The following is a 25,608-nucleotide window of genomic DNA, read 5'->3' as shown; positions in this document are numbered from 1 at the left end:
GCTGAGAAGTTCCTACTGACATCTTCAAGTGAACCTGCCGATTTAGTTCTGTTTCATACAGCGGTTCATACCGTTATCATGATTGAGTGTAAAGCTGTGCTTTAAATTAGGGTGGTACCACCAGGAATGGTCCCTAACTTAAAGTACAGCTTTTTTGTTTTAAAAAAGGAGGAACCTGCAATGTCAAAGAAACAATTTGTTGAGAAAATTACAAGCATGGAAGACGACTTTGCCCAGTGGTATACAGATGTTGTCACAAAGGCGCGGCTCGTCGATTATTCAAGCGTGAGAGGCAGTATGATCATTCAGCCGTACGGCTTTAAAATTTGGGAGAATATTCGCGACGAACTTGACCGCCAGATTAAAGAAACGGGTCATGAGAATGTCTATATGCCGCTCTTTATCCCAGAGAGCCTGCTTCAGCAGGAAAAAGATCATATTGAAGGCTTTGCTCCTGAAGTGGCGTGGGTGACACACGGCGGTGAATCCGAATTACAAGAAAGGCTCTGCGTCAGACCGACCTCTGAAGTGTTGTTCGCTGAGCATTATAAAAACATTATTCATTCCTACCGCGATTTACCAAAGTTATATAACCAATGGGCCAATGTCGTCCGCTGGGAAAAGACTACACGTCCCTTCCTCAGAACCCTTGAATTCCTATGGCAGGAAGGGCACACGTGCCATGAAACTGAGCAAGAAGCGATTGAAGAAACAGAAAGAATGCTTCACATTTACGCTTCTCTTTGCGAAGATCTCCTTGCCATTCCTGTCATTAAAGGGAGAAAAACAGAGAAGGAAAAATTCGCCGGCGCTCGCTTCACCTATACGGTTGAAAGCTTGATGCATGATGGAAAAGCGCTGCAAACTGCCACTTCTCATTTCTTCGGGAACGGATTTGCCAAAGCATTTGGCATCGAATTCTTAAACCGTGAAGGAAAACTAGAGCACGTCCAGCAAACCTCTTGGGGTTTCACAACAAGAATCATTGGCGCGATGATCATGGTTCATGGCGATGACAGAGGGCTCGTCCTCCCGCCAAATATTGCGCCAACCCAAGTGCGTATCGTGCCAATCGCTTCTCATAAAGAAGGGGTGCTGGATCATGCCTACGAATTGAAGGATCGACTCGCCCGCATCGCACGTGCTGACATCGACGCAAGCGATAAACAGCCAGGCTGGAAATTCAACGAGTGTGAAATGCAGGGTATTCCGCTACGTGTAGATGTAGGACCAAAGGACATCGAAAAAGGACAGGTGATGCTTGCAAGACGAGACACTGGTGAAAAGCAAGCTGTCACGTTAGATGCCCTTGAACAAACCATCACAGCAATGCTTGAAGACATCCAGCGGACGATGTACGAAAAAGCGAAAGAACGATTACATGAAAAGACATCACACGCCCACACAATCGAAGACATCGAGCAAATTCTTGCGGAAGAAAACCGATTGATTAAAGCCATGTGGTGCGGTGATGAGGCCTGTGAAAACGACATTAAAGAAAGAACAGGTGCGACCTCACGCTGTATTCCATTCGAACAGGAAACCATTTCTGACACATGTGTCTGCTGCGGAAAGCCTGCATCTGATATGGTGTTCTGGGCGAAAGCCTATTAAGAATATGAACGATAAAGAAGCATCCCTCATGATGCTTCTTTTTTTGTTAAAAAGACCCAAACACCCATTGACCTCACCTGCATGATCCCCTATAATTCATATTAATATAATCGGTTTTTAAGACTTTAACTGGAGTGGTGATACATGAAACGCTGGCCCTCATTCTTTGCCGAACGCTGTCCTAAATGTAAATCAGCATTAGAAGTCTCAAAGTCCAATGCCCTGCAAGGCAAAGTCGTGAAAACATGTCCCAACCTTCATTATCAAAAAGAGTACCACCCAGCACTAGAAACGTATATCGAGCACGATGACGTCCAATAAAAAAGACCAACATGCTTGCTTTGTTGGTCTTTTCTTTATAAAATATCCAGCCAAATTTTGACCGCTGTCGCCGTAATCATCACAGCAAGTGCCCATTGCAAGTAGACGGCGTTGATTTTCTGACCGACCTTCGCACCAATCGGAGCTGCCATCAAACTTGCCGCCATCAGCACAACAGCAGGAAGAAGCATGACCTGACCCGTCAATACCTTTCCAGTCGATGCGCCTATCGCAGAAAGAAACGTAATCGCAAGTGACGACGCAATCGTCATCCGTACAGGAATTTTTAAAATAGACAGCATCACAGGCACTAAAATAAATGCTCCGCCTGCACCTAATACCCCGGAAACACTGCCAATCACAAAGGCAATACCTGATGCCAGTCCTTTATGAAAAGTGACTTCTCCCTCTGCGTCTGGACGCTGTCCTTTTTTCGGAATCAGCATGAGAATAACCGCCACAATGGCGAGTAATCCATAGACGAGATTCATCCCTTTCTCCGGCATAAAATGTGATACATAACTGCCTAATAAGCTGCCCGCTAATATACTGCTTCCCATATATAAAATCAGCGAGCGATGTAAAAATCCGCTTTTCCGATAAGCAAGTACACCACCCAGTGTCGAAAAAAGCACTTGAATGGCGCCAATCCCTGATACCTCGTGTGCTGATAGTGCCATCACACCGAAAAGAGGCGGGATATAAAGCAGCATGGGATAGTTGATCACAGATCCACCGATCCCCACCATTCCTGATAAGAAGGAACCAATACATCCGATGATAAAAAGAGTAATCAAAAATGCAAAATCCACGCCGGTCTCCTCCTTTGCAAAAGGAAAAGGGGATCTTCAGCAGATACCCCTACATCCTTTAGGACCCTTTTCTCATCCAGAACTTCAGCACGTGACCTTCTTCTGTCTGCGTGATCAATTCATGTCCGCTTGACTTCGCCCATGCGGCCAAGTCAGCTTTAGCCCCTTTATCTGTTGCATGTATTTCTAAAACTTGACCTTCCGCCAAGTCGTTCATTTTTTTCTTCGTTCGAATAATCGGCATTGGGCAAGCGAGCCCTGTTACGTCTAAAATTTGATCTGATGTCATTTGATCGTTCCTCTTTTCTTATTTTATTGGACATTATCGAATCGCACAACGGTTTGGACCCATTTCCATTTCACGTTGCTCTTCCACATCTGGGTTCAGCTTCCCCATATTGGCTTGACGAATCTCTTGGAAGGCATGCGGCTGTGCAGGCAGACCTTCCGTCACCATCTTTCTAAACACATGTTGATCTTCAATATGGAGCCCATGATTTTCTTTTAAAAGTGAGCCGAGCTCCTTCCAAACACTGCCGTCTTCATTCATTTCTTCGATGGTCATGAAGTGCGCAGGCAGAACGATGTATTCCTTTGAAAACGCCATATACCGTTCATAAAGCGTCTCTCTCAAATCATCTACCCAGTCCTCCGCCATTCCAGCAAGATCAGGTCTTCCAATTGAATCAATAAACAAAATATCACCTGAAAGAAGATATTGATTGTCTACGATAAAAGATGTTGAGCCGATTGTATGTCCCGGGGAATAAATGGGTTGAATATCAATAGAAGCTGTTCCAATCGTTATCTGCTGTCCTTCTTCAAGACGTTTATATTCAAAGGTTACCTCTTCTGCATCTTTTGGCGGCAGCCAGTAGGTAGCACCCGTTAGTTCAGCCAGCTTTTTCCCACCAGAAATATGATCCGCATGAAGGTGAGTATCCATCACATGCGTCACAGAGACATCATGCTTTTTCGCAAAATCGATATAGACCTCCGTCATTCGAGCTGCATCCACAACTGCGGCTTCTCCATTGGACATGATCATATAGGAGAGACACCCTTTGCCCATTCGTACAAATTGATACAGCTCTCCGCCGCCGCTTAAATTACCTATTTTCACTGGCTCTAGATGCTCACTCCATGCCTTCATGCCGCCCTGCAAATAATGAACAGGCACACCAGCTTCTGACAGCATCTCCGCCACAAGGATAGAAGAACCTTCCTTGGCACAAACCACCAACACTTCACGGTCACTAGGAATGTGCTGTAAAAGATCCTCTACTCCGTCAAGCAGATCAAAATAAGGCACATTCATATCAACGATTGCTTCCCCTTCAATCTGCCAGTCCTGCACATCTGCTTGATTTCGCACATCTAGCAAAAAGAGCGGCTCTTCGCCCACGATCTTTTTTGTTAACTGCTCTGCAGTCATGGCTTTTACTGTCATGTTTTATTCAGCTCCTATTTTTCAATGGCTCCTGTCCAGCTATTCATGCCTGGCACCACATTGATTAATTGTTGAAATCCTTTCTCTTTTAGCTTTTGCGCAGCTAATTCACTTCTTCTGCCCGAATGACAGATGAGATAAATGTCTGATTCTCTTGTTAACTCCTCTGCACGATCTTCCACCTCTCCAAGCGGGATATGAACAGCTCCTGGGATATGCCCCGCTTCGTATTCATCCAGCTCTCGTACATCCAAAATAAACAGAGATTGATCTTCTTTTACCTTCTGTTGAAAGGCATTCAAAGATATTTCCGAAATCATAGGCTCTTCCTCTTGCGCTCCGCCCTTACGAATCAAATGATGGAGCACCTGACCTTCTACTTTTGTTCCTAAAAACTCATGGCCGGCACTTTTTGACCAAGCTGCTAAATCCGCTGCTGATCCTTTATCGGTAGCTTGCACTTCAAGTACATCTCCTGGCAAAAGCTCATTCATTTGTTTTTTTGTTTTCACAATCGGCATCGGGCATGCCAATCCTTTTGCATCTAAAATGACTGTTGGTTGCTGCATGTGATGTCCTCCTTTATATAGGGGTGGGGGTATATTTTTATACGTGCTTAATGCCAAGCATTCATACCACCCTTGATGTTTGTAATATGAGTAAATCCTTGCTTCTTCAATATTTTCGCTGCCTGCATACTTCTCATTCCGCTTTGGCATATCACATAGACCTCTTTGTCTTTCGCAAGCTGATTTGCTCGTTCTTTTAGCTGAGGTAAAGGAATGTTTCGAAACCCTTTAATATGGTTTGTTTGAAATTCTACTGGAGATCGTACGTCAATGAGCTGTTGACCTTGGTTTTTCAGTTTTTTCTTCATATCAGCTGCATCCATTTGGTTCACACCTCGAACCGGCAGGAAACGGCTCACAAGTAAGCCAATCACCAGGATGAACAAAATCGTTTGAATCATTTCATCACCTCACTAAATAAATAAATTCACATGTCCGATTTCAGCCTCTGCTAAATAAGCGGCGACACCAGCATATTGAATATCATCTAATAATTCTTTCTCCTGCAGCCCTAAAAGATCCATCGTCATTGTACATGCTACGAGGTTGATCTCCTGTTCCTTTGCCATATCAATAAGCTGCGGCAAGGTCATGGCATTGTGCTTTTTGATGACGTGCTTAATCATCTTTGGGCCCATTCCAGCAAAATTCATCTTTGAAATGCCCATTCGATCAGCCCCGCGCGGCATCATCTTGCCAAACATTTTTGCTAAAAAACCCTTTTTCATTGGCACCATTTCATCCTTGCGCAAGGCATTCAGCCCCCAAAAGGTATGAAAAATCGTCACTTCATGATCATAGGCTGATGCACCATTTGCAATAATGTAAGCCGCCATCGCTTTATCATAATCTCCACTAAATAGCACAATCGTCGTGCGTTTTTTCTGTTCTGCCATCTTGCTCCTCCTTCACTATTACCCATGGGGGTATATAGAAAATAAAAAATATATACACATACCGGTAAGGGTATATTATAACAAGTAAAAAAATCCGTCAACCTTCAAAGGCTGATGAATTTCTTACCGGCTTTTCACCAATAGCTCAACCGCTTCTTTCACAAGACCCTCCGTATCCTTGCCTTGTTCAAGGCTTTCACGGACACATTGTTCAAGATTTGTACTCACAATCACACCCATTGCACGATCAATGGCATTGCGTGATGCAGACAGCTGCGTCACCACCTCGCGGCAATCCTTTCCCTGCTCCATCATCGCAAGAACCCCTTTAATCTGCCCCTCAATCCGGCGAAGACGGTTCTTCATCTGTTGATTATATTCCATGCACAAGTACCCCCTTTCTATTCTTTCTATGAACAGATAGTATACCCTAAGAGGTATTTAGTCAAACGACTTGTCCTTCTCTTTTGTAGAGAACGTATGTGAAAAGAATTGCACATTCCACCATTTATCAAGAAGATTAACAACCAACGAGAAATCATTGAAGATAGCTAGCCTTCAATCAAACGTTTTAACTTAAGCTCCGTTTCAGTATCCTCCACTGGAGTATAGACACTGCATCTTAAATCAGTATCCCCATACACTTGTAATGAAGTGAGATTAAACAACATTTTACCTGCCTTAGCATGACGAAATTCAATTAATACTTCAGGCGCATAGCTGATCTCATTTTCATTCCAGATTTTACGAAACTCGGGATATGCCTGCTCCATTTCTTCAATAAATTGCTCATACCAGTCATCAGCCACATATTGTCCATAATACGTTCTAAATATGGCAATATATCCTCTAACAAAATGCTCCCAATTCACCGCTAAACTTTTAAATTCCTTTCTTGCGAATAGCAAGCGTATGATATTCCTTTCTGCCGGGACGATTTGTTCAAAGTCCAAAAATACGTTAGCTGCTGCTTGATTCCACCCAACAATCTGACTTCTTCTATCAGATACAATCGTCGGGCAATAACGAAGTTCCTGCAAAATTTTCACTAAAGCCGGACTGATTTCCTTCTCATTCTCAATGATAAAGGATTGTTTCACTCCTTCCTCTAACGCTAAAGCGTACAAATATCTCCTTTCATCGTTATTTAATTGTAATGCACGAGAAATCGCATCTAATACCGAAGTCGATACCTTTATATCTCTTCCTTGCTCTAACCATGTATACCAAGTAAGACTCACACCGGCTAGTTGAGCCACTTCTTCTCTTCTTAGTCCTGGTGTTCTTCTGCGGGTGCCTACAGGTAGACCAACCATTTGAGGCGTAATTTTCGAACGTTGGTTTTTTAGAAATTCTGATAATGCTTGAAGTCTTGTTTCAGGTTTCATGAAGATCTCCCTTTAAAATATTATTAATTATACTAGGATAAACAACAACTTGTAATAGGATAACACAATGGCTAAAGTTAATAAAAACAAGGAGGGAATGATCATGAAAAGAGTTGTCATTACTGGAATGGGAATTATTTCTCCACTTGGAAATGATGTAAATAGCTTTTGGAATCAACTAATCAAAGGACAATCGGGAATATCTCTCATTGATTCTTTTGATACAACTGATTATAAAACAAAAATAGCTGGAATCGTTCGTGATTTCGATGCAGATGAAATATTGGGAAGAAAAGAAGCAAAACGATTAGACCGTTTTAGTCAGTTTGCCTTAGCAGCAGCCGAACAAGCATTAGAAAATTCGCAATTACAGTTAGATCAAGTTGATCTTGAACGTTTAGGCGTATATGTTGGTTCAGGAATCGGGGGAATCCAATCGCTTGTTGATCATGTCAATGTATTAGATAAACGAGGTCCCTCAAGAGTAAGCCCCAGCCTTGTCCCCATGATGATTTCAAATGCAGCTGCGGCCCAAATCAGCATTAGATTAGGGGCACAAGGGCCATCATTGTCACCAGTCACAGCTTGTTCTATTGGGAACACCGCTATTGGTGAAGCTTTCAATGCGATCCGAAATGATGATGCAGATATTATATTTGCCGGAGGAGCAGAAGCTGCTGTTTCACAGATATCTTTGGCCAGTTTTGGAAACGCACACGCACTATCTACTAGAAACCAAGACCCAAGCCGGGCCAGCCGTCCATTCGATACAGATAGAGATGGCTTTGTGATGAGTGAAGGCGCAGGTATCTTAGTATTAGAATCATTAGAAAACGCGATTCTTAGAGATGCGCCGATATTATGTGAAGTAGTTGGGTACGGAGCTAGTTCAGACGCTCATCATATGGTAGCATCCCACCCAGAAGGTAAAGGTGCCTACTTAGCCATGAAAAAGGCGTTGAGAAGTGCAAATATATCAACAGATGATATTGATGTTATTAGTGCACATGCAACAAGTACACAAGTAGGTGATCGTTCAGAAGTTCTAGCTATTAAGAAATTATTTGGTGAACGTTCAGGTGAAATTCCAACAACGGCAAACAAATCAATGACAGGGCATATGTTTGGTGCTGCCGGCGGAGTCGAAGCCATTGCTTTAGTGGAAAGTTTGAGACGAGGAATGATTCCGCCAACTATTAATGTAGAGAATCAAGATCCAGACTGCAACTTAGATGTTGTATTAGAAGCGAGACAGCTTCCATTGAAATATGGGCTATCCAATTCTTTTGGTTTTGGAGGACATAATTCAGCCATCTTGTTAAAGCATTACGATTGATGTAGCTATCAAGGGTTTATAGCCCTTGATTTTTTTCATTTTGGGAACACCTCACAGACAAATGATGACGAGCCTCAGCAATCTGATATATTAAATGGAGAAAAGAGAATACTAAAAACATTTAGAAAGCAGGTGACCCATGTCAAACAACGAAACATCCAACCCACTCATCAATGAAAGATCACCATATCTCCTTCAGCATGCCCACAACCCAGTTCACTGGTACCCGTGGGGGCAAGAAGCCTTCGATAAAGCCAAACGTGAAAATAAACCAGTGCTTGTCAGCATTGGCTACGCCACTTGTCACTGTCTTTTAGTATTCATTATATATTTATCTGCTTGCCAATTCCTTAATCATTAAACCCAATTCATAAATTCCCTTTTGTAGGTCTTCAAGAGATGCATAAGCATATGATAAGCGAATATAGTTCCCCTTTTCTTGAGCATAGATACTGCCGAGATTGAGAAGTATCCCTTTTGTCAAAGCTTTTGTATAAAGTGATTTCATAGATAGTGAAGGCAATATTTTTACCCAGACAAAGAATCCTCCCTTCGGAATATTCCATGTAGCAACATTCTTCAAATTGGTTTCTAAAAGACTCATGACCAATTGCCTTCTCACCTTTAATTGACTTCTCACCTGTTCTAGATGTTGTTGGTATTCACCGGATGTAAACCACTCTGCCGCTACTCTTTGGGATAACGAACTGGAGCCGTAATCTGTTTGCATTTTTATGTCGGATAAACGTTCAATCACTGATTCTGGACCGACGATCCATCCAATTCTTAAGCCGGGGCTTAATGTCTTAGATAAACTTCCTATGTAAAGAACATGCCCATTTTTATCTCTTGTTTTAATAGGATTTGGAGGAATCGCATCGATCCATAACTCACGATATATGTCATCTTCAATAATGGGAAGCTGTGCATTCTCACTTGCCGCAAGTATTTCTTCCCGTCGCCGTTCTGACATTGAGATACCGGTTGGATTATGAAAACAGGGATTTGTATATAATATAGCCCTCCCCTGCTCCCCCCTTGCCACGTGGATATGTTCCGGCAAAAGTCCATCATTATCCATAGGAACTCCAGTCAGCTTCATACCGGCTGATTGAAATACGTGTAATGAATAAAGATAGGACGGCTGGTCAAGATAAACGGTCGATCCCCTTTGTAAAAGCCCCATTGATATTAGCTGTAAGGCTTGCAGCGCACCCGAAACAATAAGAATGGAAGAGGATGAGCCTTGAATTCCGATTGTTCTTAAATAGCCACTTAATGCCTCTCTCAAAGGTAAATATCCTTTTGGTTCCTCATATCCGAATGCCTCTATGTTTTGAGATACCTTTCCCATCATCTCTTTCATAGCAGTTAAAGGAAAAATCTCCTTTGAAAGTTCTCCTTTACTGAGCTGTATAAGATCAGAATTTGATTCTGATTTATTGATCTCTTGAACGATTTTTTGGCTTGGCCGCTGGATTCCAGAGGTTACATACTGATCCCAATCGGGGGCGGAATTCTTAGCCAAAAGTGTCCATGTATTGTTCGTAACAACCGTCCCTTTTCCCATTCTGCCTTCGATTAATCCGTCCGCCATCAATTCCTCTAAAGCTGTAATTACTGTGCTCCTATTCACCTCAAAGTGTTTGGCAAGCGTGCGCTGGCTTGGAATCTTACTTCCAATCGGCCATTCTCCATTTCCTATTTTATCTTTTATAAATTGAATGATTTGTATGTACTTAGGAAGCTTTCTCATCCTTCTTTCTTCTGAAGCGCTCATAAAAAGTATCCTCCTTAAAAACTAAAGTGGTTGGGTCAAAATCTATTTAACTGGTTGAAGTCATATCATCAAATCTTTATTAATATAGAAACACATTAAATAACTGGTTGGTTTTTGTAAAGAGGAGTGAGAAAGATGCGAAAGAAAACAGTTCGAATCGGCATATCTTACAGTCTGATGATTGGGTTGTGGGCATCAGCTTTCCCGGGAATTCGCGCGGGTTTGGAGAGTTATACGCCGGAACACCTCGCTTTGTTTCGCTTGTTGATTGGGTCAATGGCATTGTTGGTTTTTGCTGTTTTGACTCATATGCATTTACCCGACATGAAGGATATCCCTGCTATTTTATCTTTAGGATTTTTAGGTTTTACACTATATCACATTTTGCTGAATATCGGAGAAAAAACAGTCAGCGCAGGGGTAGCAAGCTTACTCGTGACCATGACACCTATTTTTTCTGCAATGTTATCTCGTCTGTTTTTTGGTGAACATTTTGGTTCTTATAAATGGATCGGCTCTATTATAAGTTTATTGGGTGTGTCGATCATTTCATTTGGGGCGGGAAACTATACAAATTCAGTGAACGGCATTTTGTTAATCCTGCTGGCAGCATTTTCAGAGAGTATTTATTTCGTTTTTCAAGCTCGCTATATAAAAAAATATGGATTTATTCCATTCGTTACATTCACTATTTGGGGCGGGACAATACCTATGCTTGTATTTCTGCCTGGCTTAGGGGAAGAGTTTTTGAACGCTTCAATGAACTCAACTTTGTCTATCGTTTATTTAGGTTTATTACCAACGGTTGTGCCTTACTTTGCACTTGCGTATGTAACTTCACTTGTCGGTGCTTCAGAAGCAACAATTTCACTTTATTTAACACCAGCCGTAGCCTTGGCCATTTCTTGGGTATGGTTAGGTGAAGTACCTACGTTTATTGCACTGACAGGCGGGATGGTTACAGTCATCGGGGTGTGTTTCTCCTATCTAACAGTAAATAAAAAGATAAAGATTTTAATTCCTTATTTCTTATCTAAAAAGCAATAAGGTGATGAAGTTAACCCTGAAAATAGAGTCATAAGCAGTTCTCCTTTTTAATAACTTGGGTTTGGTTCACAAAATGGAGTGTATGAATTTTTTTAGGGAATTATGGTATGTTAAACGTACAAATTAATAGAAAGCAGGTGATCCCATGCCAAACAAAAGTAAACCCAATAGATTAATCGCTGAGAAGTCTCCTTATTTACTTCAACATGCTCATAACCCTGTGGACTGGTTCCCTTGGGGAGAAGAAGCTTTTCAAAAAGCGAAACGCGAAAACAAGCCTGTTCTCGTATCTATTGGGTATGGATAACCAAAGGAACATGTCACTGGTGCCACGTCATGGCACACGAAAGCTTTGAAGATCAACAAGTCGCTGACATCTTAAATGAGCATTTTATTTCGATTAAAGTCGATCGTGAAGAGCGTCCAGACATCGACTCTATGTATATGTCTGTTTGTCAGATGATGACGGGGCAAGGCGGCTGGCCGCTCAACGTGTTTGTCACGCCGGATCAAAAGCCTTTTTATGCGGGGACATATTTCCCAAAGAGAAGTGCATACGGGCGTCCTGGCTTCATCGAGGCACTGACACAACTGCTGGATGCGTACCATAACGACCGGGATCATATTGAATCATTGGCTGAGAAAGCGACAAATAACTTGCGGATTAAAGCAGCAGGGCAGACAGAAAAAATGCTGTCTCAAGAGGCAGTTCACAAAGCCTATTACCAGCTCATGAGCAGCTTTGATACGCTGTATGGCGGATTCGGCTCTGCACCAAAATTTCCTGCACCTCATATGCTCTCATTTCTAATGCGCTATTACGAATGGACTGGACAGGAGAATGCGCTGTATGCAGTCACGAAAACGTTAGATGGAATGGCAAATGGCGGTATATACGACCATGTTGGTTCAGGTTTTTCTCGTTATTCGACGGATGAAAAATGGCTTGTGCCGCATTTTGAAAAAATGCTGTATGATAACGCGCTGCTGATGGAAGCTTACACAGAAGCGTATCAGCTCACCTCAAAACCTGAGTATAAAAAGCTTGTCCAACACCTGATCCAATTTATCAAACAAGATATGATGCATCCGGGCGGCTCATTTTATTCAGCGATAGATGCAGATTCTGAAGGGAAAGAAGGGCAATATTACGTCTGGTCAAAAGATGAGATCATCACCCATTTAGGGGAGGAACTTGGCGCTTTATTTTGCGACGTCTATCACATCACAGAAGAGGGGAACTTTGAAGGGGAGAACATCCCTCACACCATTTCTACCTCTTTTGAGGACATCAAAGCCTCTTTTTCGATCGACGATAAAACCCTTCAGTCTAAGCTGCAAGAAGCCCGGCATATTTTACAATCAGTCAGACAGCAGCGACCCGCGCCGCTTGTCGATGACAAGGTGCTTACATCTTGGAATGCGCTGATGATCGCAGCTCTCGCCAAAGCAGGAAGGGTCTTTGATGAAGAGGACGCGATCCATATGGCGAAGCAAGCGATGTCTTTTCTAGAAACACATCTTGTTCAACATGAGCGGCTCATGGTCCGCTACAGAGAAGGTGACGTGAAGCATCTCGGCTTTATCGAGGATTATGCACATATGTTAAAAGCCTATATGTCTTTATACGAAGCGACCTTTGAATTAGATTGGCTGGAAAAAGCCACAGCCATTGCCGAGGACATGTTTGAGCTGTTTTGGGACAAGGAAAAAGGGGGCTTTTTCTTCTCAGGATCAGACGCGGAAGCGCTCATCGTTCGAGAAAAAGAAGTGTACGACGGTGCCATGCCTTCTGGCAACAGCACTGCACTCAAGCACCTTCTCATGCTAAGCAGACTGACCGGACGCCAGAATTGGCTAGACACATTACAGCAGATGTTCCAAGCCTTTTATGTTGATGTCTCTTCCTACCCAAGCGGACACACAGCGTTTCTGCAAGGGCTCCTAAGTCAATATGCAACGAAAAGAGAAATCATCATTCTTGGAAAAAACGGCGACCCTCAAAAAGAACAGCTTTTACAGGCGCTTCAAAAACGCTTCGTGCCATTTGATATCATATTGACTGCCGAAACAGGGGAAGAATTAGCGAAGCTCGCGCCCTTTACAAAAGATTACAAAACAATCGATGGCAAAACCACCGTGTATATTTGTGAAAACTACAGCTGCCGCCAGCCAATCACCGATATCGACGAAGCGATGGAACAATTATTCCACAATTGAGTTTGTCATGAGATGACTATGAGAAGACAAAATGAGGACAAACAGATAAAAAACATGTCAATCCGCTAACAAATTGTCTGTACGGTTTTATTTTTCCTAAAAAACGGTTAGAATGCGCACTAGACGTTCTCATACCGAAGGGAGAGAAAATGATGAAAAAGGTATCATATACACTCATCGCTTGTTTGTTATCTGTTGGGCTTGCAGCCTGCTCATCAAACGATGCCAAACAAGATAAGCAAAACGATTCAGCCAAAAACAAGGAAACAACACAGGCTGATCAAAAAGAGCAGCAAAAGCAAATGGAAGAAATGCAAAAGAAATTAGACGCACAAAAAATCGATGATCAAAAGGTCGTCGCGACCGTCAACAAAGACAAAATCACAGGCAGTGAATACAATAGCGCCTTATCTACCATCCAAGGCCAGCTTCAGCAGTCCGGACAAGACCCAACTTCTAAAGAAGGCGAAAAAGCAGTCAAGAAACAAACCATTGATGCGCTCGTAGGCCAAGAGCTCATCCTGCAAGATGCTGAGAAGAAGGGCTTCAAAGCCACTGACAAAGAGGTAGATAAGCAGCTAAAGGAAGAAAAGAAACAGTTTAAAGACAACGCTCAATTCGAAGAAGCACTGAAAAAGAGCGGACTCACATTGGATCAGCTGAAAAGTGACATTGCCGACAGCATCAAATACAGCCAATATGTCGACAAAGAAATCAAATCAGCCTCCGTCTCTGAGAAAGACGTCAAAGCGTACTATGATCAATACGCAGACCAAATGAAAAAACAAAAGCAAAAAGCACCAGAATACAAAGAGGTTAAATCACAAATTAAAAAACAGCTAGAATCTCAAGAAAAGCAAAAAGAAGTACAAAAAGAAATTGAAAAGCTAAAGAAATCTGCGAAAATTAATGTGTCTCTATAACCGATAAGAAAAAATCCGCCATTGTGCGGATTTTTTTGTTGCTTCACGACCCATTTTTCCAAATTTATGACAAAAGCCTCATCATAAACGTCTCTTCCATCCGATATGATGGGAGTACAAAAGAAAGCGCTAACAATTCTTTTGTCTCTGAAAAGGTACAGGATCAAAAGCCATTCTCGTACTTTTGCTTCAGTCAATCGGACATCTACAAAAGGAGGATCTTTATGTTCAAATGGTTTAAACCTGCTCCGCATATCGACAGGCTTGATGATGCCAAAACAGACGAGACGTATAAGCGGCTGCGGCTGCAAGTCTTTCTAGGCATCTTTATCGGGTATGCGGGCTACTATTTGCTGCGCAAAAATTTCGCTTTTGCCATTCCATATCTACAGGAAGAGGGGTTCACGAAAAGTGAATTAGGCTTTGTGCTCGCAGCTGTATCTATCGCTTATGGCTTTAGTAAATTCATCATGGGGATGATCTCAGACCGCTGTAACCCTAGATACTTTTTAGCTGCCGGACTCTTTTTATCAGCTCTTATCAATATCCTATTTGTCTCATTTCCATGGGTCACATCCAGTGTATGGATCATGTTTTTATTCATGTTCTTAAACGGCTGGTTTCAAGGCATGGGTTGGCCGCCATGCGGACGTACGATGGCGCACTGGTTTTCAGTTAGTGAACGTGGTACGAAAATGTCCATTTGGAACGTCGCTCACAATATCGGCGGGGGGATTCTTGCACCGCTTATCACATTAGGAATTGTACTGTTTGCGACGTGGAAAAGTATCTTTTTCTTCCCTGCCATCATTGCCATTATCGTCTCCTTCGTGATCATTCTTCTCGTACGGGATACCCCGCAATCCACTGGTCTTCCGCCAATCGAGGAATATCGAAATGACTATCCGGCACAAAACTATGAGGATCAAGAAAAAGAATTAACAGTGAAAGAGATTTTATTTAAATATGTACTCAACAATAAATTCCTATGGTATATCGCCATTGCCAACGTGTTTGTGTACTTTGTCCGTTACGGTGTCGTTGACTGGGCGCCGACCTACTTAACAGAAGCAAAGGGCTTTTCACCAGAGCATTCACGCTGGTCTTATTTTCTTTATGAATATGCAGGCATTCCTGGTACATTATTGTGCGGATGGATCAGTGACCGCTTCTTTAGAAGCCGCCGCGCACCAGCAGGCGTCATCTTTATGGCCGGGGTGTTAATTGCCGTTCTTGTTTACTGGCTAAACCCTGCAGGCAATCCAATGGTCGATAACATTGCCCTCATCAGCATCGGCTTTTTGATTTACGGACCGGTCATGCTCATTGGACTTCAAGCCATTGATCTCGCTCCAAAAAAAGCGGCTGGCACTGCTGCCGGACTGACAGGCTTCTTCGGCTACATTGGCGGCTCTGCCTTTGCCAATGCCATGATGGGTGTCGTCGTCGATCACTATGACTGGACAGGAGGCTTCATTTTACTGGTTGGTTCTTGTGTGCTTGCGATTGTTTTCCTCGCGATGACATGGAATACAGGAAAACGCGTAGAGCAAGCTTAATGAAAATCACATAAAAGATTCATATCCGCCCAACATGCTCTTTACATCTATTTCTTATGATGGAGGCAGTTACCGTAAGAGGAGGATAAAATATGAAGAAAAGTAGATTACTCGCTTTCGTGTTGCTCTCTTTTGCTTTACTGTCTTTTGTGTGGGTGCCGGCCACCGTATCGGCACATGAAAACCTTTTATCTCCAGATCGCATCTTAACCGTTGCACACCGCGGAGCATCAGGGTATGCACCAGAGCATACCCTGGCTTCCTACAAGCTCGCCACAAAGATGAATGCAGATTACCTCGAACTCGACCTTCAAATGACAAAGGATGGACATCTCATCGTGATGCATGATGAAACCGTTGACCGAACCACAAACGGAACAGGCTGGGTCAAAGACCTAACACTTGCTGAAATCAAACAGCTTGATGCTGGTACATGGTTTAACGAAGCAAATCCCGACAGACAAAATGCCAACTATATCGGACAGAGAGTCCTTACATTAGATGAGGTGCTGCGCTATTTCGGCAAACGAGAGAATTATTATATTGAAACAAAAAAACCAGACCTTTATCCGCAAATGGAAGAAAAACTATTGGCCGCCTTAAAGAAACATCACCTTCTTGGGAAACACACAAGAAAAGGGCAGGTTATCATACAATCATTTAGTGAAGACAGCCTGCTAAAGCTGCAGAAATTAGCCCCACGCCTGCCAAAAGTACAGCTATTAGACAGAAACCAAATGACATCCATCACAGACGATCAGCTCAACTTCATCAAAACGTACGCTGTAGGGGTCGGACCGAATTTTAGAGCATTAACACCTGAAAACGTCCAGCAGGTCAGAAGCCACGGACTCCTCCTTCATCCATATACGGTAAACAGCGAAGCAGACATGACACGTCTTCTGCAATACGGCGTCACCGGTCTTTTCACCAACTTTCCAGATGTCTTTAACCGTGTAAAAGCTTCACTCTAAATATAAAAAGCCTTGCGGTCCATCCCGCAAGGCCTTTGATTATTTCACCGTTTGATCAGAAGAAGCTGTTTCAATCGGCTTCCGTTTTCCAATCCCAAATACAAAAAAGCTAAGTGCTACTAAAATCAAGAACCCAATTGCTACAATAAGAGAAATACGCGTATCCTGATTAATGAGCATAAACACAAGAACCATCAATAAAAATCCGATTGTAAGATAGTTAGAAAACGGTGCTAGCGGCATCTTGAACGGGTGCTGATCAAGCGCTGCCCCCTTCGCCTTTCTGAAGCCGATATGACTAATCAAAATGACAAACCAAGGCACCATCCCAGGAAGGACACTCGCACTATACACATAGACGAAAATGTTTGGCGGAGAAACATAATTCAGGACCACTCCTATCGCTAAACCAATCAGCACAGCGAATGTCCCAAAATACGGTACACCGTTCTTCGAAATTTTTGTAAAGAAAGCAGGCGCCTGACCATTCACACCTAATGTATAAAGCATACGGCCCGCACTGAAAATACCACTATTACAGCCGGACATCGCTGCTGTAATGACAACAAAGTTAATAATACCAGCCGCTGCTGTAATCCCGATTTTCGCAAATGTCGCTACAAATGGACTGCCAAGGGTATTCAGCTGATCCCAAGGATACACCGTCACAATGACAAAGATCGCACCGATATAGAAAATCAAAATACGCCAGATGATACTTTTGATGGCATTTGTCAGCGTCTTTTGCGGATTTTGCGCCTCACCCGCTGTAATCCCAATGAGCTCGACACCTTGATAAGCAGCAATAACTAGAGACAATGCAAACAGGAATCCGCTAAACCCACCTGTAAAGAACCCGCCATGCGCCCAAAGGTTAGACAGCCCAATAGGCGTTCCGCCATTTCCAAAACCGAAGAAAATAATGCCTAAACCTGCAACAATCATCAAGATAATCGTCACAATTTTGATCATCGCAAACCAAAATTCAAATTCACCGAACGACTTAACCGAAATCAAATTGGCCGCTCCTAAAATGATCATCGCAATTAATCCTGGAATCCACGCAGGCAGCTCTGGGAACCAATATTTCATATAAGCCCCAACCGCAATGATTTCAGACATTCCGACAATGACCCACTGGAACCAGTTACTCCAAGCCGTCATATACCCTGCAAGCGGATGAATATATTGATGCCCGAATGTAGCAAATGACCCTGTACTCGGCTCAAGATATAACATTTCTCCCATCGCACGCATAATAAAAAAGATAAAAATACCACACACTGCGTACGCTAGAAGAACGGATGGACCTGTCCACTGAATGGCCTTCGCTGACCCCATAAATAAGCCAACACCGATTGTGCCGCCAAGAGCGATCATTTGAATATGGCGGGCACTTAACCCTCTCTTTAATTCCTTTTGAGCCACTTTTCTTCCCCCTCATCAACAAACAACATAAAAAATAAAAATCAGAATTTTCATTCTGATTGAGAAACATCAATCTTTCGATGTATATTATCATAATAAATCTACCCTTAAAAAACAATTGTTTTTTTGAGGAAAACACTATTAACAAAATATTCTGACATAAAAGTAAGTTCAAATTATTTTATATTGATATAATCAATAACCAGAAAAATCTTCAAAAAAAGACCGCTCACACGGTCTTCTAAGCTCAAACTGTAAATTTATAGGAACTTCGGTAATTGCTTTCCTAAAACACTTTCCTCTGGTAAATCACAGTAGAAAGTCCCCAAGACAACAAGTAGAAGAGCATAATCAGCACAGCTGACCCCGTATATAAAACAGGGATCGATACATTCATGATAAAATTAGTGAGCCCACTAAATTGCTCTGCTAAATAGAGGACAACAGGCGGTCCCATAGCAGATAATACGATAAAGCCAATGATCACTGCCGTTGTGATATAACCAGGCTTTAAGATATAAAACAATGGAAACGTACACGCCGCGAACAATAAAAACAACCCGCTGCCAATCGCAATATCTGACAGCGAAAACAGCTTCCCAAACACAAGTAATGCAGCACTTGTCAGCCCGATCGCAATGACCATATAAAAAACGGCACCAAGATAACGGGAGGCAATAATTTCATTCCGGGTATAAGGCAAAGAATTTAATAGGATATTCGTTTCTGCCTTTTCATCATACGCATATGTGTTAAATGGAATGAAGACACTAGCGACTATAAACGTCAATACTGGATGGACATCCATGAAAATAAAAAATAAGATAAACGGAATAAAAATAAGTAACTGCTTCTTTTGCAAAATCACATCACGCTTAATTAAATGAAACATGCGCAGCCCCGCCTTTCAAATAAAACATGATATCCTCAAGCGACGCCGGTTCAATCACAACAGCATCCCCAAAAATAAGTTTCACCTCATCAATCCGATCTGATAATGCTTCAAAACCTGCTGATGTACGCTGAATATGGATAAACGCCTTTTCTGTGTCTCGATCCAACAACTCTAGGCTCCCTCTCACAAGCGCATAACTTTCTGCCACTTCATGAATCGACTGTTGAAAGACCAATCTTCCATTTTGTATAAACGCAATATAATCCGCGATCCGGTCTAAATCAGTCGTCACATGCGTCGAGAAAAAGATCGTCCGATTTCCATCAATCATCAATTCTTGTAACGTGCTGAGCAGCTCTCTTCTAAAAACCGGATCTAAACCAGCAGTTGGTTCATCCATGATAATCAGCTCTGCATGATGAGACAGCGCAATCGCTAGTGAAGCCTTCATTTGCATCCCTTTTGAAAATGTTTTGATCGCTTTATTCAGCGGCAGACCAAACTGTTCAATATATTGATTAAAAAGCTGGTCATCCCAGCGTTTATAGGCAGGAGCCACAATCCGTTTGATGTCCTTTAAATTCAACCCTGGGAAAAAAACATTGGCATCGTAAACAAATCCGATTCGTTCTTTAATTTCTTTTTCATGAGTATGATAATCCAATCCAAAAACCTTGATGTCACCTGAATCGGGCTTTAACAAATTCATGATCATTTTAATGGTGGTCGACTTACCCGCTCCATTCTCTCCAATAAACCCTGTGACAAAGCCTTTCTTAACCTGTAAATCAAGCTCCTGAACGGAGAAATCCTTGAATCGTTTCGATACTCCTTTGAATTCAATCACATGCTCCACTCATCTCACTCCTCATATAAGAACTTTAATAACTGCTGCAATTCATCAAAAGATAAGCCTAATTCTTTCCCGTTTGTAACAACCGCTCCAAGCTGTTCCTCGATCACCTTCAATTTTTTCTCTCTCATCACTTCTAGGTTTTGTTCCGCAACAAATGAACCCTTGCCGACAATCGAATAAATAAATCCCGCCTTCTCTAACTCTTCATACGCTCGCTTTGTTGTAATCACGCTAATTTGTAGATCCTTCGCCAGTTTTCGAATAGACGGCAGCGCTGCACCTTCCGCAAGCTCACCCGTTAAAATCATCGATTTGATTTGATTCGTAATTTGCTCATAGATAGGCTCCTTAGAATGGTTTGAAATCGTAATTTGCATATAAAAACCTCTTTTTTCAGATAGTTGGAACAAAATATTGTATATACACTATATATACATTATATACACACTGAAAGAATATTCAACCATTTTAAAAATGTTCTCCTTATTTTTTTAAAATAAAGAACCGCACAGCCCTTAAGCCATGCGGTTCTTTAACAAAATGCTTTATTTCCAATATACCCATTTTCCCATAAGCCACTCCACAGGACCTCTTCTCCATTTTTTCAAATAGAGATAGCTGATGAACAGCTGTGCTGTGTACAGTCCGACAGCAAGCAGCAGCCCAAACATTGACCCCAATTGTCCAAATAGACCAAGTCCATAAGAATAGAAAATCGTTGTACAAATAATCGACTGCGCCAAATAGTTTGAGAGAGACAAACGGCCAAGCCCTGCAAGCAGGCGTTTGAAACCTTGGGCTGCCTTCGAATAGTAGAAAACAATAAAGGCTTGAATATACCCAATCGTCAGCACATAGGCACCCAGCGTAATCACCAATTCACTCCAAGGAGCATCAATGAACGTCGCACATTTTAAAACGAGCCCGATGATAATCATCCAAACCCAGCCTTTACGATAAGCCATGCCTCGATCTTCTTCTGTCAAATGACCCTTTTTCCCGATCGCCATGCCAAGCAGTGCAAACGGACCGATTATGATAGGAGCATAGAGAAGACTTAAAATTGGTGTCAGAGTAAGTGTTACAATTGCCATAATGATGGAGACGATTACCATATCATCTTCAATTGTAATCCGGCTCAATACAATATCACCATATGTACCATTCCCATATACATTCGTTAATAAATCAGAATTTCCGTAAATAAAATTCATTAGAGATGGATAAATCACTAATGATAAGGCACCTAAAATACCCGACCATATAAACACTGTTTTGATTCGACTGTTTATAAACATCATTAGGAAAAACGTACAAGCTCCATAATAGAGAAGAATGTCGCCACTCCAAATGAAGATTAGATGCAGCATCCCAAGCACAATCAAACCAAAACCTCGGCGAACGACAATGGCATTCGTATTCAGCCCCTTGGCCTTCGTCGATTCAATCAGCTTGATAAAAGAATACCCAAACAAAAAAGAAAAAATCGGATAAAAAGACCCTTGGAACAAAATTTCCGTCACATATACACCGAATTCCTGTCCCCAAAAACTCGAATCAAACATTTTCTCAAAATCATAATCATATTGGAAATTAAGCATATTCACAATCAAAATACCTAATAAACTAAAACCACGTAAACTATCAATTAACTCAACCCTAGATCCCTTCAACTCGACAGCTCCTTCGGACAATATAAAGATAAAGCATATTTATCCTACCACACTTTTAAAAAAATGGTTTCCATCCCCATGTGAAAAAGTGTGTTTTAAGGTAAATTTAATAAAAAAACCTAGAATCTATATTCTAGGTATCATACTAAATACTTATGACTTATGAATTTCTTCTTCCCGCAGCACACGCTTCAAATAAAACAAAATTCCCAAACCGAATAAAATCAATGCCATTTCCAAGTCTGCAGAAATCGGCAACCATTTCAGCATCATTAAAATCAGCAAAACCGCTCCAACACCTGCGAAAAAAATGACGTTTCTTTTTAATTCTTTGTTTGATTGAAACAACACTCTCTCCTCCTTGATACTTACTAACCAAATGAATGTTTTTCTAACCAGCCGGTATCTCCCATTTTCCAAGCTATTCATTGACCCTAAAAACTCCTTTGATCTTAAGGGCAAATCCAAGGAAGATGCTCAGGCCAGTTGAGTTTCTGCGTTCCCACTATACATCCCCCTTATCTTTTAACTGAAAGGCGATGATTTTTCCTAATGCTTCCTCAGCAGCAAAAGGCGCTACGTTGCCTGTTGGATTTTCTTGTTCTTGTTTTAAGCACTCGTACATGTTTTTTTCAATTTTTGATGGATCAATCCAAGAGATACACCATGATGCCCAGAAACAAGTAGGTCCCTCATAACGTTTCGCTAATGGCAGAAGAAATGGCAGACTAGGCTGACCAATCCTCATGAGTGACATGGCAGCTGCCATTCTTGTATCCTCTTCGTCACTTTCTAATAGCTGTGCTAGCGGTTCAGCTGCGTCCCCCGCATCTGCTCCAAATTCACCAAGTACAGCTGCTGCAATGTTCCGAAGAGAACCTTTTTCTTTTAAAGCTTCAACAAGGACGGGCACTGCATCTTTTCCTGATTTTCTCAATTCCCCTATTGCTTGAACGATCGTTACTTCATTTGTATTGGCCAATTGTTGAACTGATTGAGACAGCTTATTTTCTGGTTTCATTTACAATCAACTCCTCTTTTTAATGAACCGCACGGTATCGATAACAAAACACATAAAATCCAGCCCCAGCCGCTAGGGATACAATTGTAGTCAACAAGCCATCAGTGATGAGATGAATGCTAATCATGACCATCGCACTGATCACAAACGCAAATAGCAATGATCGATAATAGGCGGCCAAAGCAAAACTCCTTTCTCTTCTCAGAGGCTGCATAAAGGCAAAGAGCCGTATGGCCAAAAACCATATATAAACTCCTCCACCAAATAAGGTCCAATACAATACATCCTGAATCTCAACCAAATAAAGAGAAAGCAAGTAGAAAGCATACAGCCAAAAGGTTTGAAACACTTCTAACAGAATGATTTTTTGATATAAAGCACCTGGAAAAAGGTAGAGCACTCCTGTTTGTGCGTGTCTTACAATCCCTGCATAATATGAACTAAAAAGAACGGATGCAGCGATGACGATCAAGAATAGATTCAGCCAATCTGAAAAATAAGTAAAGACGACATAGTAAGTACCAATTAACAGCATAGTAGATAGTACATGGAAAATCATATACTTTTTTATCAGCAATAATTCAATCCAAAGAAAAGCCCAAATGCCCGTTAATGCCGGAAGTCCCCACCACGTATTGCCCTTTTTTTGAACGATTGGACTTGATTGAATTTGTTTCCCCTCAAATTCCTCCCAAAATACTGCCTCTTTGACTAAAGACTCCTTCATCTCTAAATGATGACTAGCCCTGTACATCATCATGAAAGATAGGAACATCACTCCAATAAAAATGAAGACAGAAAGAATGGAGAACTCTTCGATCATACGCCCAGCTTGAAACATCAAAGAATCAGCAATGTTCATCAATGAAGGCTGTTTCATCACCAATTGATTCAAAACAAGTAGTGCAAAGCTGAAAAACATCAAGACAAAACTGAGTAAGAGCAAACGCTTGTATACTCGAATGGTTCTAGCACAAGAAACCGCAATCATCCAAGTTTCAACCAAACATAACAGCCCTGTCAGGATGAGTGATTTTCCAAGCAGAAACGGGTACTGATGCGTCATAAAAAACAGAAGAAGGTCCGCAGCCAAAGCAGAGATAATGAAAAGAGCCCCTCGCCAGAAAATGTGATACATCCACACACTGATAACAACCGTCCATAAAGAAGCGCCATTTCCATATAACCAAATGATATCGTTCATCTGACTAGGCAGCCGATTTGTAAACAAACCAAAACCCGTATAAAGAACAAACAAACAGACAATAATCCATCCTGCTGCACTTGTATCCCAATCACCCATACTTGAAACTGCGCTTAGCTGAAAACCAATTGCCGCTATGAAAAGAAGTAAGATCAGAAAAGGCATTTTCTTTTCTTGATTTTTACTGATCAAGCGCCTTTGAGATTTCATCCATAAAAGGGAGAGTGTGTTATTCACTTGACCACTCCCCCAGAAGTTGAATGACTTCTGCCCTCCACTCAACCTGTTCTTCCTTTATTTGAGGAACATCCATACTCTTCATGATGGCACCGTCTCGAATCAATACCACCCTGCTGGCTGTATCGAGAACGAACTCCAGACTATGAGTCGACACAAAGACCGACCCACCTTGACTGCTTTTTTGTCTCAGCCAATTAGACAGCCACTGTTTAGACGGAATATCTAACCCGACAGTCGGTTCATCTAATATAAAAAGGGAGGCATCTTGAACAATGGCTCCTGCTAAGACGACACGCTGCTTTTGGCCTCTTGACAGCCTTCCGCACAGTTCATTCATCTTCTTTTCCATATGTACTTCTTTCAACGCTTCATATACCTTTTCCTTGATCTGTTTTAAGCCTTTATGATATCCACGTGCACGGAATTGAACATGTTCAGCAGCCGTTAAGTCTGGATACAAATACGGCTGATCAGGAATAAGAGCTACTTGTTTTTGGACATGGGCATGACCAGGCGGGAAACCCTCTATGAGAATTTCCCCTCCATCTGGTTTATATAGACCCGTTAAACATCGAATCGTTGTCGTCTTCCCAGCACCATTAGGCCCAAGCAGCGCCACAACCTCCCCTGGTTCGATGGAAAATGACAGATCCTCTATCCCATCACCATTGCTATATCGCTTGCTTACATTCTGAACCTCCATGAACGGCATCAAATCTCTCCCTTTGATTAGAGTGATGTATGCTTATCTATGGTGTGTCATAAAATCAAAAAACGAATGTCAATAGACCCACTAATCTCTTAACCTAATATTACCATATAGAGAATAACAAGGTAATAGGAATGAGATAATCTATTCTATAAACAACGGAAAAAGAAATTATATTATGTACAAAATAAAAAAAGATTGGGCTGCAGCATCCCAATCTTTTATCTATTAACCCTATACCATCTCCTGACACGCCCAAGCATCCACCTCAACCTTTAAAGCAGGTGAAGCCAAAGCCACCACATAAATCATCGTCATACAAGGCAGATGATCGCCTAAAAACTGCCCCATAATTTGTTTCCTGCTCTCAGCGTCGAACTCTCCAACGAGATAAAATACTAGTTTCGTTATATCTTCCACAGCCATATCTGCCGCTTCTACATTTCGTTTCACATTCTCTAACGCTAGCTCTAGCTGCTCCAACGGGCTCTCAGGAATTGTTCCATCCGCCTCCATCCCCACTTGACCTGATAGAGTTAACCACCGCTGTGGTCCAGTTGTTTCTATTTGATGGGTATATGGTGCAAGTGGCGGGTGAATGGCCTCAGGATTACGTGATGTTCTCATGAATAAAAACCCCTTTTCTGAAAATACAGTCAATTTTTCTCATCATATCAAATTTTCAACCGTATT

At 41.9% G+C, this 25,608-nt stretch carries 28 protein-coding genes and 1 pseudogene; 10 read left to right on the top strand and 19 right to left on the bottom strand.

What is annotated here, in order from left to right; translation table 11 throughout:
• Positions 1–180: 180 nt before the first annotated feature.
• Both proS and NSU11_RS01245 read left to right on the top strand, forming a co-directional pair.
• Entirely contained in the window at positions 181–1,614 is a 1,434-nt protein-coding gene (gene proS / locus NSU11_RS01250; protein ID WP_135033019.1) for a proline--tRNA ligase, read from the top strand.
• Positions 1,615–1,758: 144 nt separating this feature from the next.
• Positions 1,759–1,935, top strand: a complete 177-nt coding sequence (locus NSU11_RS01245) for a hypothetical protein (RefSeq protein WP_162860209.1) — start codon at positions 1,759–1,761, stop codon at positions 1,933–1,935.
• 35 nt (positions 1,936–1,970) lie between these two features.
• Here the strand turns inward: NSU11_RS01245 and NSU11_RS01240 are convergent, their stop codons facing one another.
• From NSU11_RS01240 to NSU11_RS01205, 8 genes are all read right to left on the bottom strand, one after another.
• A complete protein-coding gene (locus tag NSU11_RS01240) occupies positions 1,971–2,747 on the bottom strand; it encodes a sulfite exporter TauE/SafE family protein (RefSeq protein WP_133744691.1) in 777 nt (258 codons plus the stop codon).
• A 58-nt stretch (positions 2,748–2,805) separates the two neighbouring features.
• Complete coding sequence (locus NSU11_RS01235) at positions 2,806–3,036, bottom strand: sulfurtransferase TusA family protein (RefSeq protein ID WP_041106141.1); 231 nt, start codon at positions 3,034–3,036, stop codon at positions 2,806–2,808.
• A 33-nt stretch (positions 3,037–3,069) separates the two neighbouring features.
• Positions 3,070–4,197, bottom strand: coding sequence for an MBL fold metallo-hydrolase (locus tag NSU11_RS01230; protein ID WP_311164994.1), 1,128 nt, complete (start codon positions 4,195–4,197; stop codon positions 3,070–3,072).
• A gap of 14 nt (positions 4,198–4,211) precedes the next feature.
• Entirely contained in the window at positions 4,212–4,766 is a 555-nt protein-coding gene (locus NSU11_RS01225; protein ID WP_024424423.1) for a sulfurtransferase TusA family protein, read from the bottom strand.
• Positions 4,767–4,813: 47 nt separating this feature from the next.
• Positions 4,814–5,167, bottom strand: coding sequence for a rhodanese-like domain-containing protein (locus NSU11_RS01220; RefSeq protein ID WP_311164993.1), 354 nt, complete (start codon positions 5,165–5,167; stop codon positions 4,814–4,816).
• A 12-nt stretch (positions 5,168–5,179) separates the two neighbouring features.
• A complete protein-coding gene (locus tag NSU11_RS01215; RefSeq protein WP_311164992.1) occupies positions 5,180–5,662 on the bottom strand; it encodes a DsrE/DsrF/DrsH-like family protein in 483 nt (160 codons plus the stop codon).
• 123 nt (positions 5,663–5,785) lie between these two features.
• On the bottom strand, positions 5,786–6,046 hold the full coding sequence (locus NSU11_RS01210) for a metal-sensitive transcriptional regulator (protein WP_003217059.1): 261 nt from the start codon (positions 6,044–6,046) through the stop codon (positions 5,786–5,788).
• A 167-nt stretch (positions 6,047–6,213) separates the two neighbouring features.
• Positions 6,214–7,050 (bottom strand): helix-turn-helix transcriptional regulator, encoded by an 837-nt coding sequence (locus NSU11_RS01205; RefSeq protein ID WP_254806270.1) that lies wholly within the window; start codon positions 7,048–7,050, stop codon positions 6,214–6,216.
• A 103-nt stretch (positions 7,051–7,153) separates the two neighbouring features.
• On the opposite strand from NSU11_RS01205, the gene fabF reads away from it, so the two are divergent.
• Both fabF and NSU11_RS01195 read left to right on the top strand, forming a co-directional pair.
• Entirely contained in the window at positions 7,154–8,386 is a 1,233-nt protein-coding gene (gene fabF, locus NSU11_RS01200) for a beta-ketoacyl-ACP synthase II (RefSeq protein WP_125587492.1), read from the top strand.
• Positions 8,387–8,525: 139 nt separating this feature from the next.
• Positions 8,526–8,693 (top strand): annotated as a pseudogene (locus tag NSU11_RS01195) (DUF255 domain-containing protein); the annotation flags it as partial.
• A gap of 24 nt (positions 8,694–8,717) precedes the next feature.
• Here the strand turns inward: NSU11_RS01195 and NSU11_RS01190 are convergent.
• Positions 8,718–10,166, bottom strand: coding sequence for a PLP-dependent aminotransferase family protein (locus NSU11_RS01190; protein WP_197172497.1), 1,449 nt, complete (start codon positions 10,164–10,166; stop codon positions 8,718–8,720).
• Positions 10,167–10,301: 135 nt separating this feature from the next.
• Between NSU11_RS01190 and NSU11_RS01185 the strand changes: the two genes are divergently transcribed.
• From NSU11_RS01185 to NSU11_RS01160, 6 genes are all read left to right on the top strand, one after another.
• A complete protein-coding gene (locus NSU11_RS01185) occupies positions 10,302–11,213 on the top strand; it encodes an EamA family transporter (RefSeq protein WP_197172501.1) in 912 nt (303 codons plus the stop codon).
• 145 nt (positions 11,214–11,358) lie between these two features.
• Positions 11,359–11,520: a DUF255 domain-containing protein gene (locus NSU11_RS01180; protein ID WP_082580814.1), complete on the top strand. Its 162-nt coding sequence runs from the start codon at positions 11,359–11,361 to the stop codon at positions 11,518–11,520.
• A 29-nt stretch (positions 11,521–11,549) separates the two neighbouring features.
• On the top strand, positions 11,550–13,433 hold the full coding sequence (locus tag NSU11_RS01175) for a thioredoxin domain-containing protein (protein WP_197172504.1): 1,884 nt from the start codon (positions 11,550–11,552) through the stop codon (positions 13,431–13,433).
• 152 nt (positions 13,434–13,585) lie between these two features.
• A complete protein-coding gene (locus NSU11_RS01170; protein WP_197172507.1) occupies positions 13,586–14,356 on the top strand; it encodes a SurA N-terminal domain-containing protein in 771 nt (256 codons plus the stop codon).
• Positions 14,357–14,580: 224 nt separating this feature from the next.
• Positions 14,581–15,915, top strand: a complete 1,335-nt coding sequence (glpT, locus tag NSU11_RS01165) for a glycerol-3-phosphate transporter (protein WP_024424430.1) — start codon at positions 14,581–14,583, stop codon at positions 15,913–15,915.
• Positions 15,916–16,007: 92 nt separating this feature from the next.
• The gene (locus tag NSU11_RS01160) at positions 16,008–16,889 is read left to right on the top strand and encodes a glycerophosphodiester phosphodiesterase (protein ID WP_311164990.1); all 882 of its coding nucleotides are present in this window, start codon (positions 16,008–16,010) and stop codon (positions 16,887–16,889) included.
• A gap of 39 nt (positions 16,890–16,928) precedes the next feature.
• Here the strand turns inward: NSU11_RS01160 and NSU11_RS01155 are convergent, their stop codons facing one another.
• The 10 genes from NSU11_RS01155 to NSU11_RS01110 all read right to left on the bottom strand — a co-directional run bounded on the left by NSU11_RS01155 (position 16,929) and on the right by NSU11_RS01110 (position 25,542).
• Positions 16,929–18,317, bottom strand: coding sequence for an amino acid permease (locus NSU11_RS01155; protein ID WP_034621697.1), 1,389 nt, complete (start codon positions 18,315–18,317; stop codon positions 16,929–16,931).
• Positions 18,318–18,603: 286 nt separating this feature from the next.
• A complete protein-coding gene (locus tag NSU11_RS01150; RefSeq protein ID WP_149126059.1) occupies positions 18,604–19,209 on the bottom strand; it encodes an ABC-2 transporter permease in 606 nt (201 codons plus the stop codon).
• Positions 19,193–20,068 carry an ABC transporter ATP-binding protein gene (locus tag NSU11_RS01145; protein WP_306654691.1) on the bottom strand — a complete coding sequence of 292 codons (876 nt, stop codon included), beginning with the start codon at positions 20,066–20,068 and terminating at the stop codon, positions 19,193–19,195. Before NSU11_RS01145 ends, NSU11_RS01150 begins: the two co-directional genes overlap by 17 nt.
• A 5-nt stretch (positions 20,069–20,073) precedes the next feature.
• Complete coding sequence (locus tag NSU11_RS01140; protein ID WP_003217079.1) at positions 20,074–20,445, bottom strand: GntR family transcriptional regulator; 372 nt, start codon at positions 20,443–20,445, stop codon at positions 20,074–20,076.
• 168 nt (positions 20,446–20,613) lie between these two features.
• Positions 20,614–21,741, bottom strand: a complete 1,128-nt coding sequence (locus tag NSU11_RS01135; RefSeq protein ID WP_024424435.1) for a DUF418 domain-containing protein — start codon at positions 21,739–21,741, stop codon at positions 20,614–20,616.
• A 153-nt stretch (positions 21,742–21,894) separates the two neighbouring features.
• Positions 21,895–22,092, bottom strand: coding sequence for a hypothetical protein (locus tag NSU11_RS01130; RefSeq protein WP_247721734.1), 198 nt, complete (start codon positions 22,090–22,092; stop codon positions 21,895–21,897).
• A 154-nt stretch (positions 22,093–22,246) separates the two neighbouring features.
• A complete protein-coding gene (locus tag NSU11_RS01125) occupies positions 22,247–22,762 on the bottom strand; it encodes a HEAT repeat domain-containing protein (RefSeq protein ID WP_024424437.1) in 516 nt (171 codons plus the stop codon).
• Between the two features lie 19 nt (positions 22,763–22,781).
• Complete coding sequence (gene skfF / locus NSU11_RS01120) at positions 22,782–24,203, bottom strand: sporulation killing factor system integral membrane protein (RefSeq protein WP_024424438.1); 1,422 nt, start codon at positions 24,201–24,203, stop codon at positions 22,782–22,784.
• A complete protein-coding gene (locus tag NSU11_RS01115) occupies positions 24,196–24,918 on the bottom strand; it encodes an ABC transporter ATP-binding protein (RefSeq protein ID WP_024424439.1) in 723 nt (240 codons plus the stop codon). Before NSU11_RS01115 ends, skfF begins: the two co-directional genes overlap by 8 nt.
• 231 nt (positions 24,919–25,149) lie before the next feature.
• Positions 25,150–25,542 carry a RidA family protein gene (locus NSU11_RS01110; protein WP_342493752.1) on the bottom strand — a complete coding sequence of 131 codons (393 nt, stop codon included), beginning with the start codon at positions 25,540–25,542 and terminating at the stop codon, positions 25,150–25,152.
• Positions 25,543–25,608 lie beyond the last annotated feature (66 nt).

The sequence above is a fragment of the Bacillus sp. FSL R5-0712 genome, assembly GCF_038593285.1.
Classification (GTDB): domain Bacteria; phylum Bacillota; class Bacilli; order Bacillales; family Bacillaceae; genus Bacillus; species Bacillus safensis.
The sequence above is the reverse complement of the archived record's forward strand: the minus strand, read 5'-3'. Positions and strand labels throughout refer to the sequence as shown.

Excerpts from the sequence above, each read along its gene's own strand:
- proS (WP_135033019.1), top strand. The coding sequence starts at position 181 with ATGTCAAAGAAACAATTTGTTGAGAAAATTACAAGCATGGAAGACGAC.
- NSU11_RS01245 (WP_162860209.1), top strand. The coding sequence starts at position 1,759 with ATGAAACGCTGGCCCTCATTCTTTGCCGAACGCTGTCCTAAATGTAAA.
- NSU11_RS01235 (WP_041106141.1), bottom strand. The coding sequence starts at position 3,036 with ATGACATCAGATCAAATTTTAGACGTAACAGGGCTCGCTTGCCCAATG.
- NSU11_RS01230 (WP_311164994.1), bottom strand. The coding sequence starts at position 4,197 with ATGACAGTAAAAGCCATGACTGCAGAGCAGTTAACAAAAAAGATCGTG.
- NSU11_RS01225 (WP_024424423.1), bottom strand. The coding sequence starts at position 4,766 with ATGCAGCAACCAACAGTCATTTTAGATGCAAAAGGATTGGCATGCCCG.
- NSU11_RS01220 (WP_311164993.1), bottom strand. The coding sequence starts at position 5,167 with ATGATTCAAACGATTTTGTTCATCCTGGTGATTGGCTTACTTGTGAGC.
- NSU11_RS01215 (WP_311164992.1), bottom strand. The coding sequence starts at position 5,662 with ATGGCAGAACAGAAAAAACGCACGACGATTGTGCTATTTAGTGGAGAT.
- NSU11_RS01210 (WP_003217059.1), bottom strand. The coding sequence starts at position 6,046 with ATGGAATATAATCAACAGATGAAGAACCGTCTTCGCCGGATTGAGGGG.
- NSU11_RS01205 (WP_254806270.1), bottom strand. The coding sequence starts at position 7,050 with ATGAAACCTGAAACAAGACTTCAAGCATTATCAGAATTTCTAAAAAAC.
- fabF (WP_125587492.1), top strand. The coding sequence starts at position 7,154 with ATGAAAAGAGTTGTCATTACTGGAATGGGAATTATTTCTCCACTTGGA.
- NSU11_RS01190 (WP_197172497.1), bottom strand. The coding sequence starts at position 10,166 with ATGAGCGCTTCAGAAGAAAGAAGGATGAGAAAGCTTCCTAAGTACATA.
- NSU11_RS01185 (WP_197172501.1), top strand. The coding sequence starts at position 10,302 with ATGCGAAAGAAAACAGTTCGAATCGGCATATCTTACAGTCTGATGATT.
- NSU11_RS01180 (WP_082580814.1), top strand. The coding sequence starts at position 11,359 with ATGCCAAACAAAAGTAAACCCAATAGATTAATCGCTGAGAAGTCTCCT.
- NSU11_RS01175 (WP_197172504.1), top strand. The coding sequence starts at position 11,550 with ATGGCACACGAAAGCTTTGAAGATCAACAAGTCGCTGACATCTTAAAT.
- NSU11_RS01170 (WP_197172507.1), top strand. The coding sequence starts at position 13,586 with ATGAAAAAGGTATCATATACACTCATCGCTTGTTTGTTATCTGTTGGG.
- glpT (WP_024424430.1), top strand. The coding sequence starts at position 14,581 with ATGTTCAAATGGTTTAAACCTGCTCCGCATATCGACAGGCTTGATGAT.
- NSU11_RS01160 (WP_311164990.1), top strand. The coding sequence starts at position 16,008 with ATGAAGAAAAGTAGATTACTCGCTTTCGTGTTGCTCTCTTTTGCTTTA.
- NSU11_RS01150 (WP_149126059.1), bottom strand. The coding sequence starts at position 19,209 with ATGTTTCATTTAATTAAGCGTGATGTGATTTTGCAAAAGAAGCAGTTA.
- NSU11_RS01140 (WP_003217079.1), bottom strand. The coding sequence starts at position 20,445 with ATGCAAATTACGATTTCAAACCATTCTAAGGAGCCTATCTATGAGCAA.
- NSU11_RS01125 (WP_024424437.1), bottom strand. The coding sequence starts at position 22,762 with ATGAAACCAGAAAATAAGCTGTCTCAATCAGTTCAACAATTGGCCAAT.
- NSU11_RS01115 (WP_024424439.1), bottom strand. The coding sequence starts at position 24,918 with ATGCCGTTCATGGAGGTTCAGAATGTAAGCAAGCGATATAGCAATGGT.
- NSU11_RS01110 (WP_342493752.1), bottom strand. The coding sequence starts at position 25,542 with ATGAGAACATCACGTAATCCTGAGGCCATTCACCCGCCACTTGCACCA.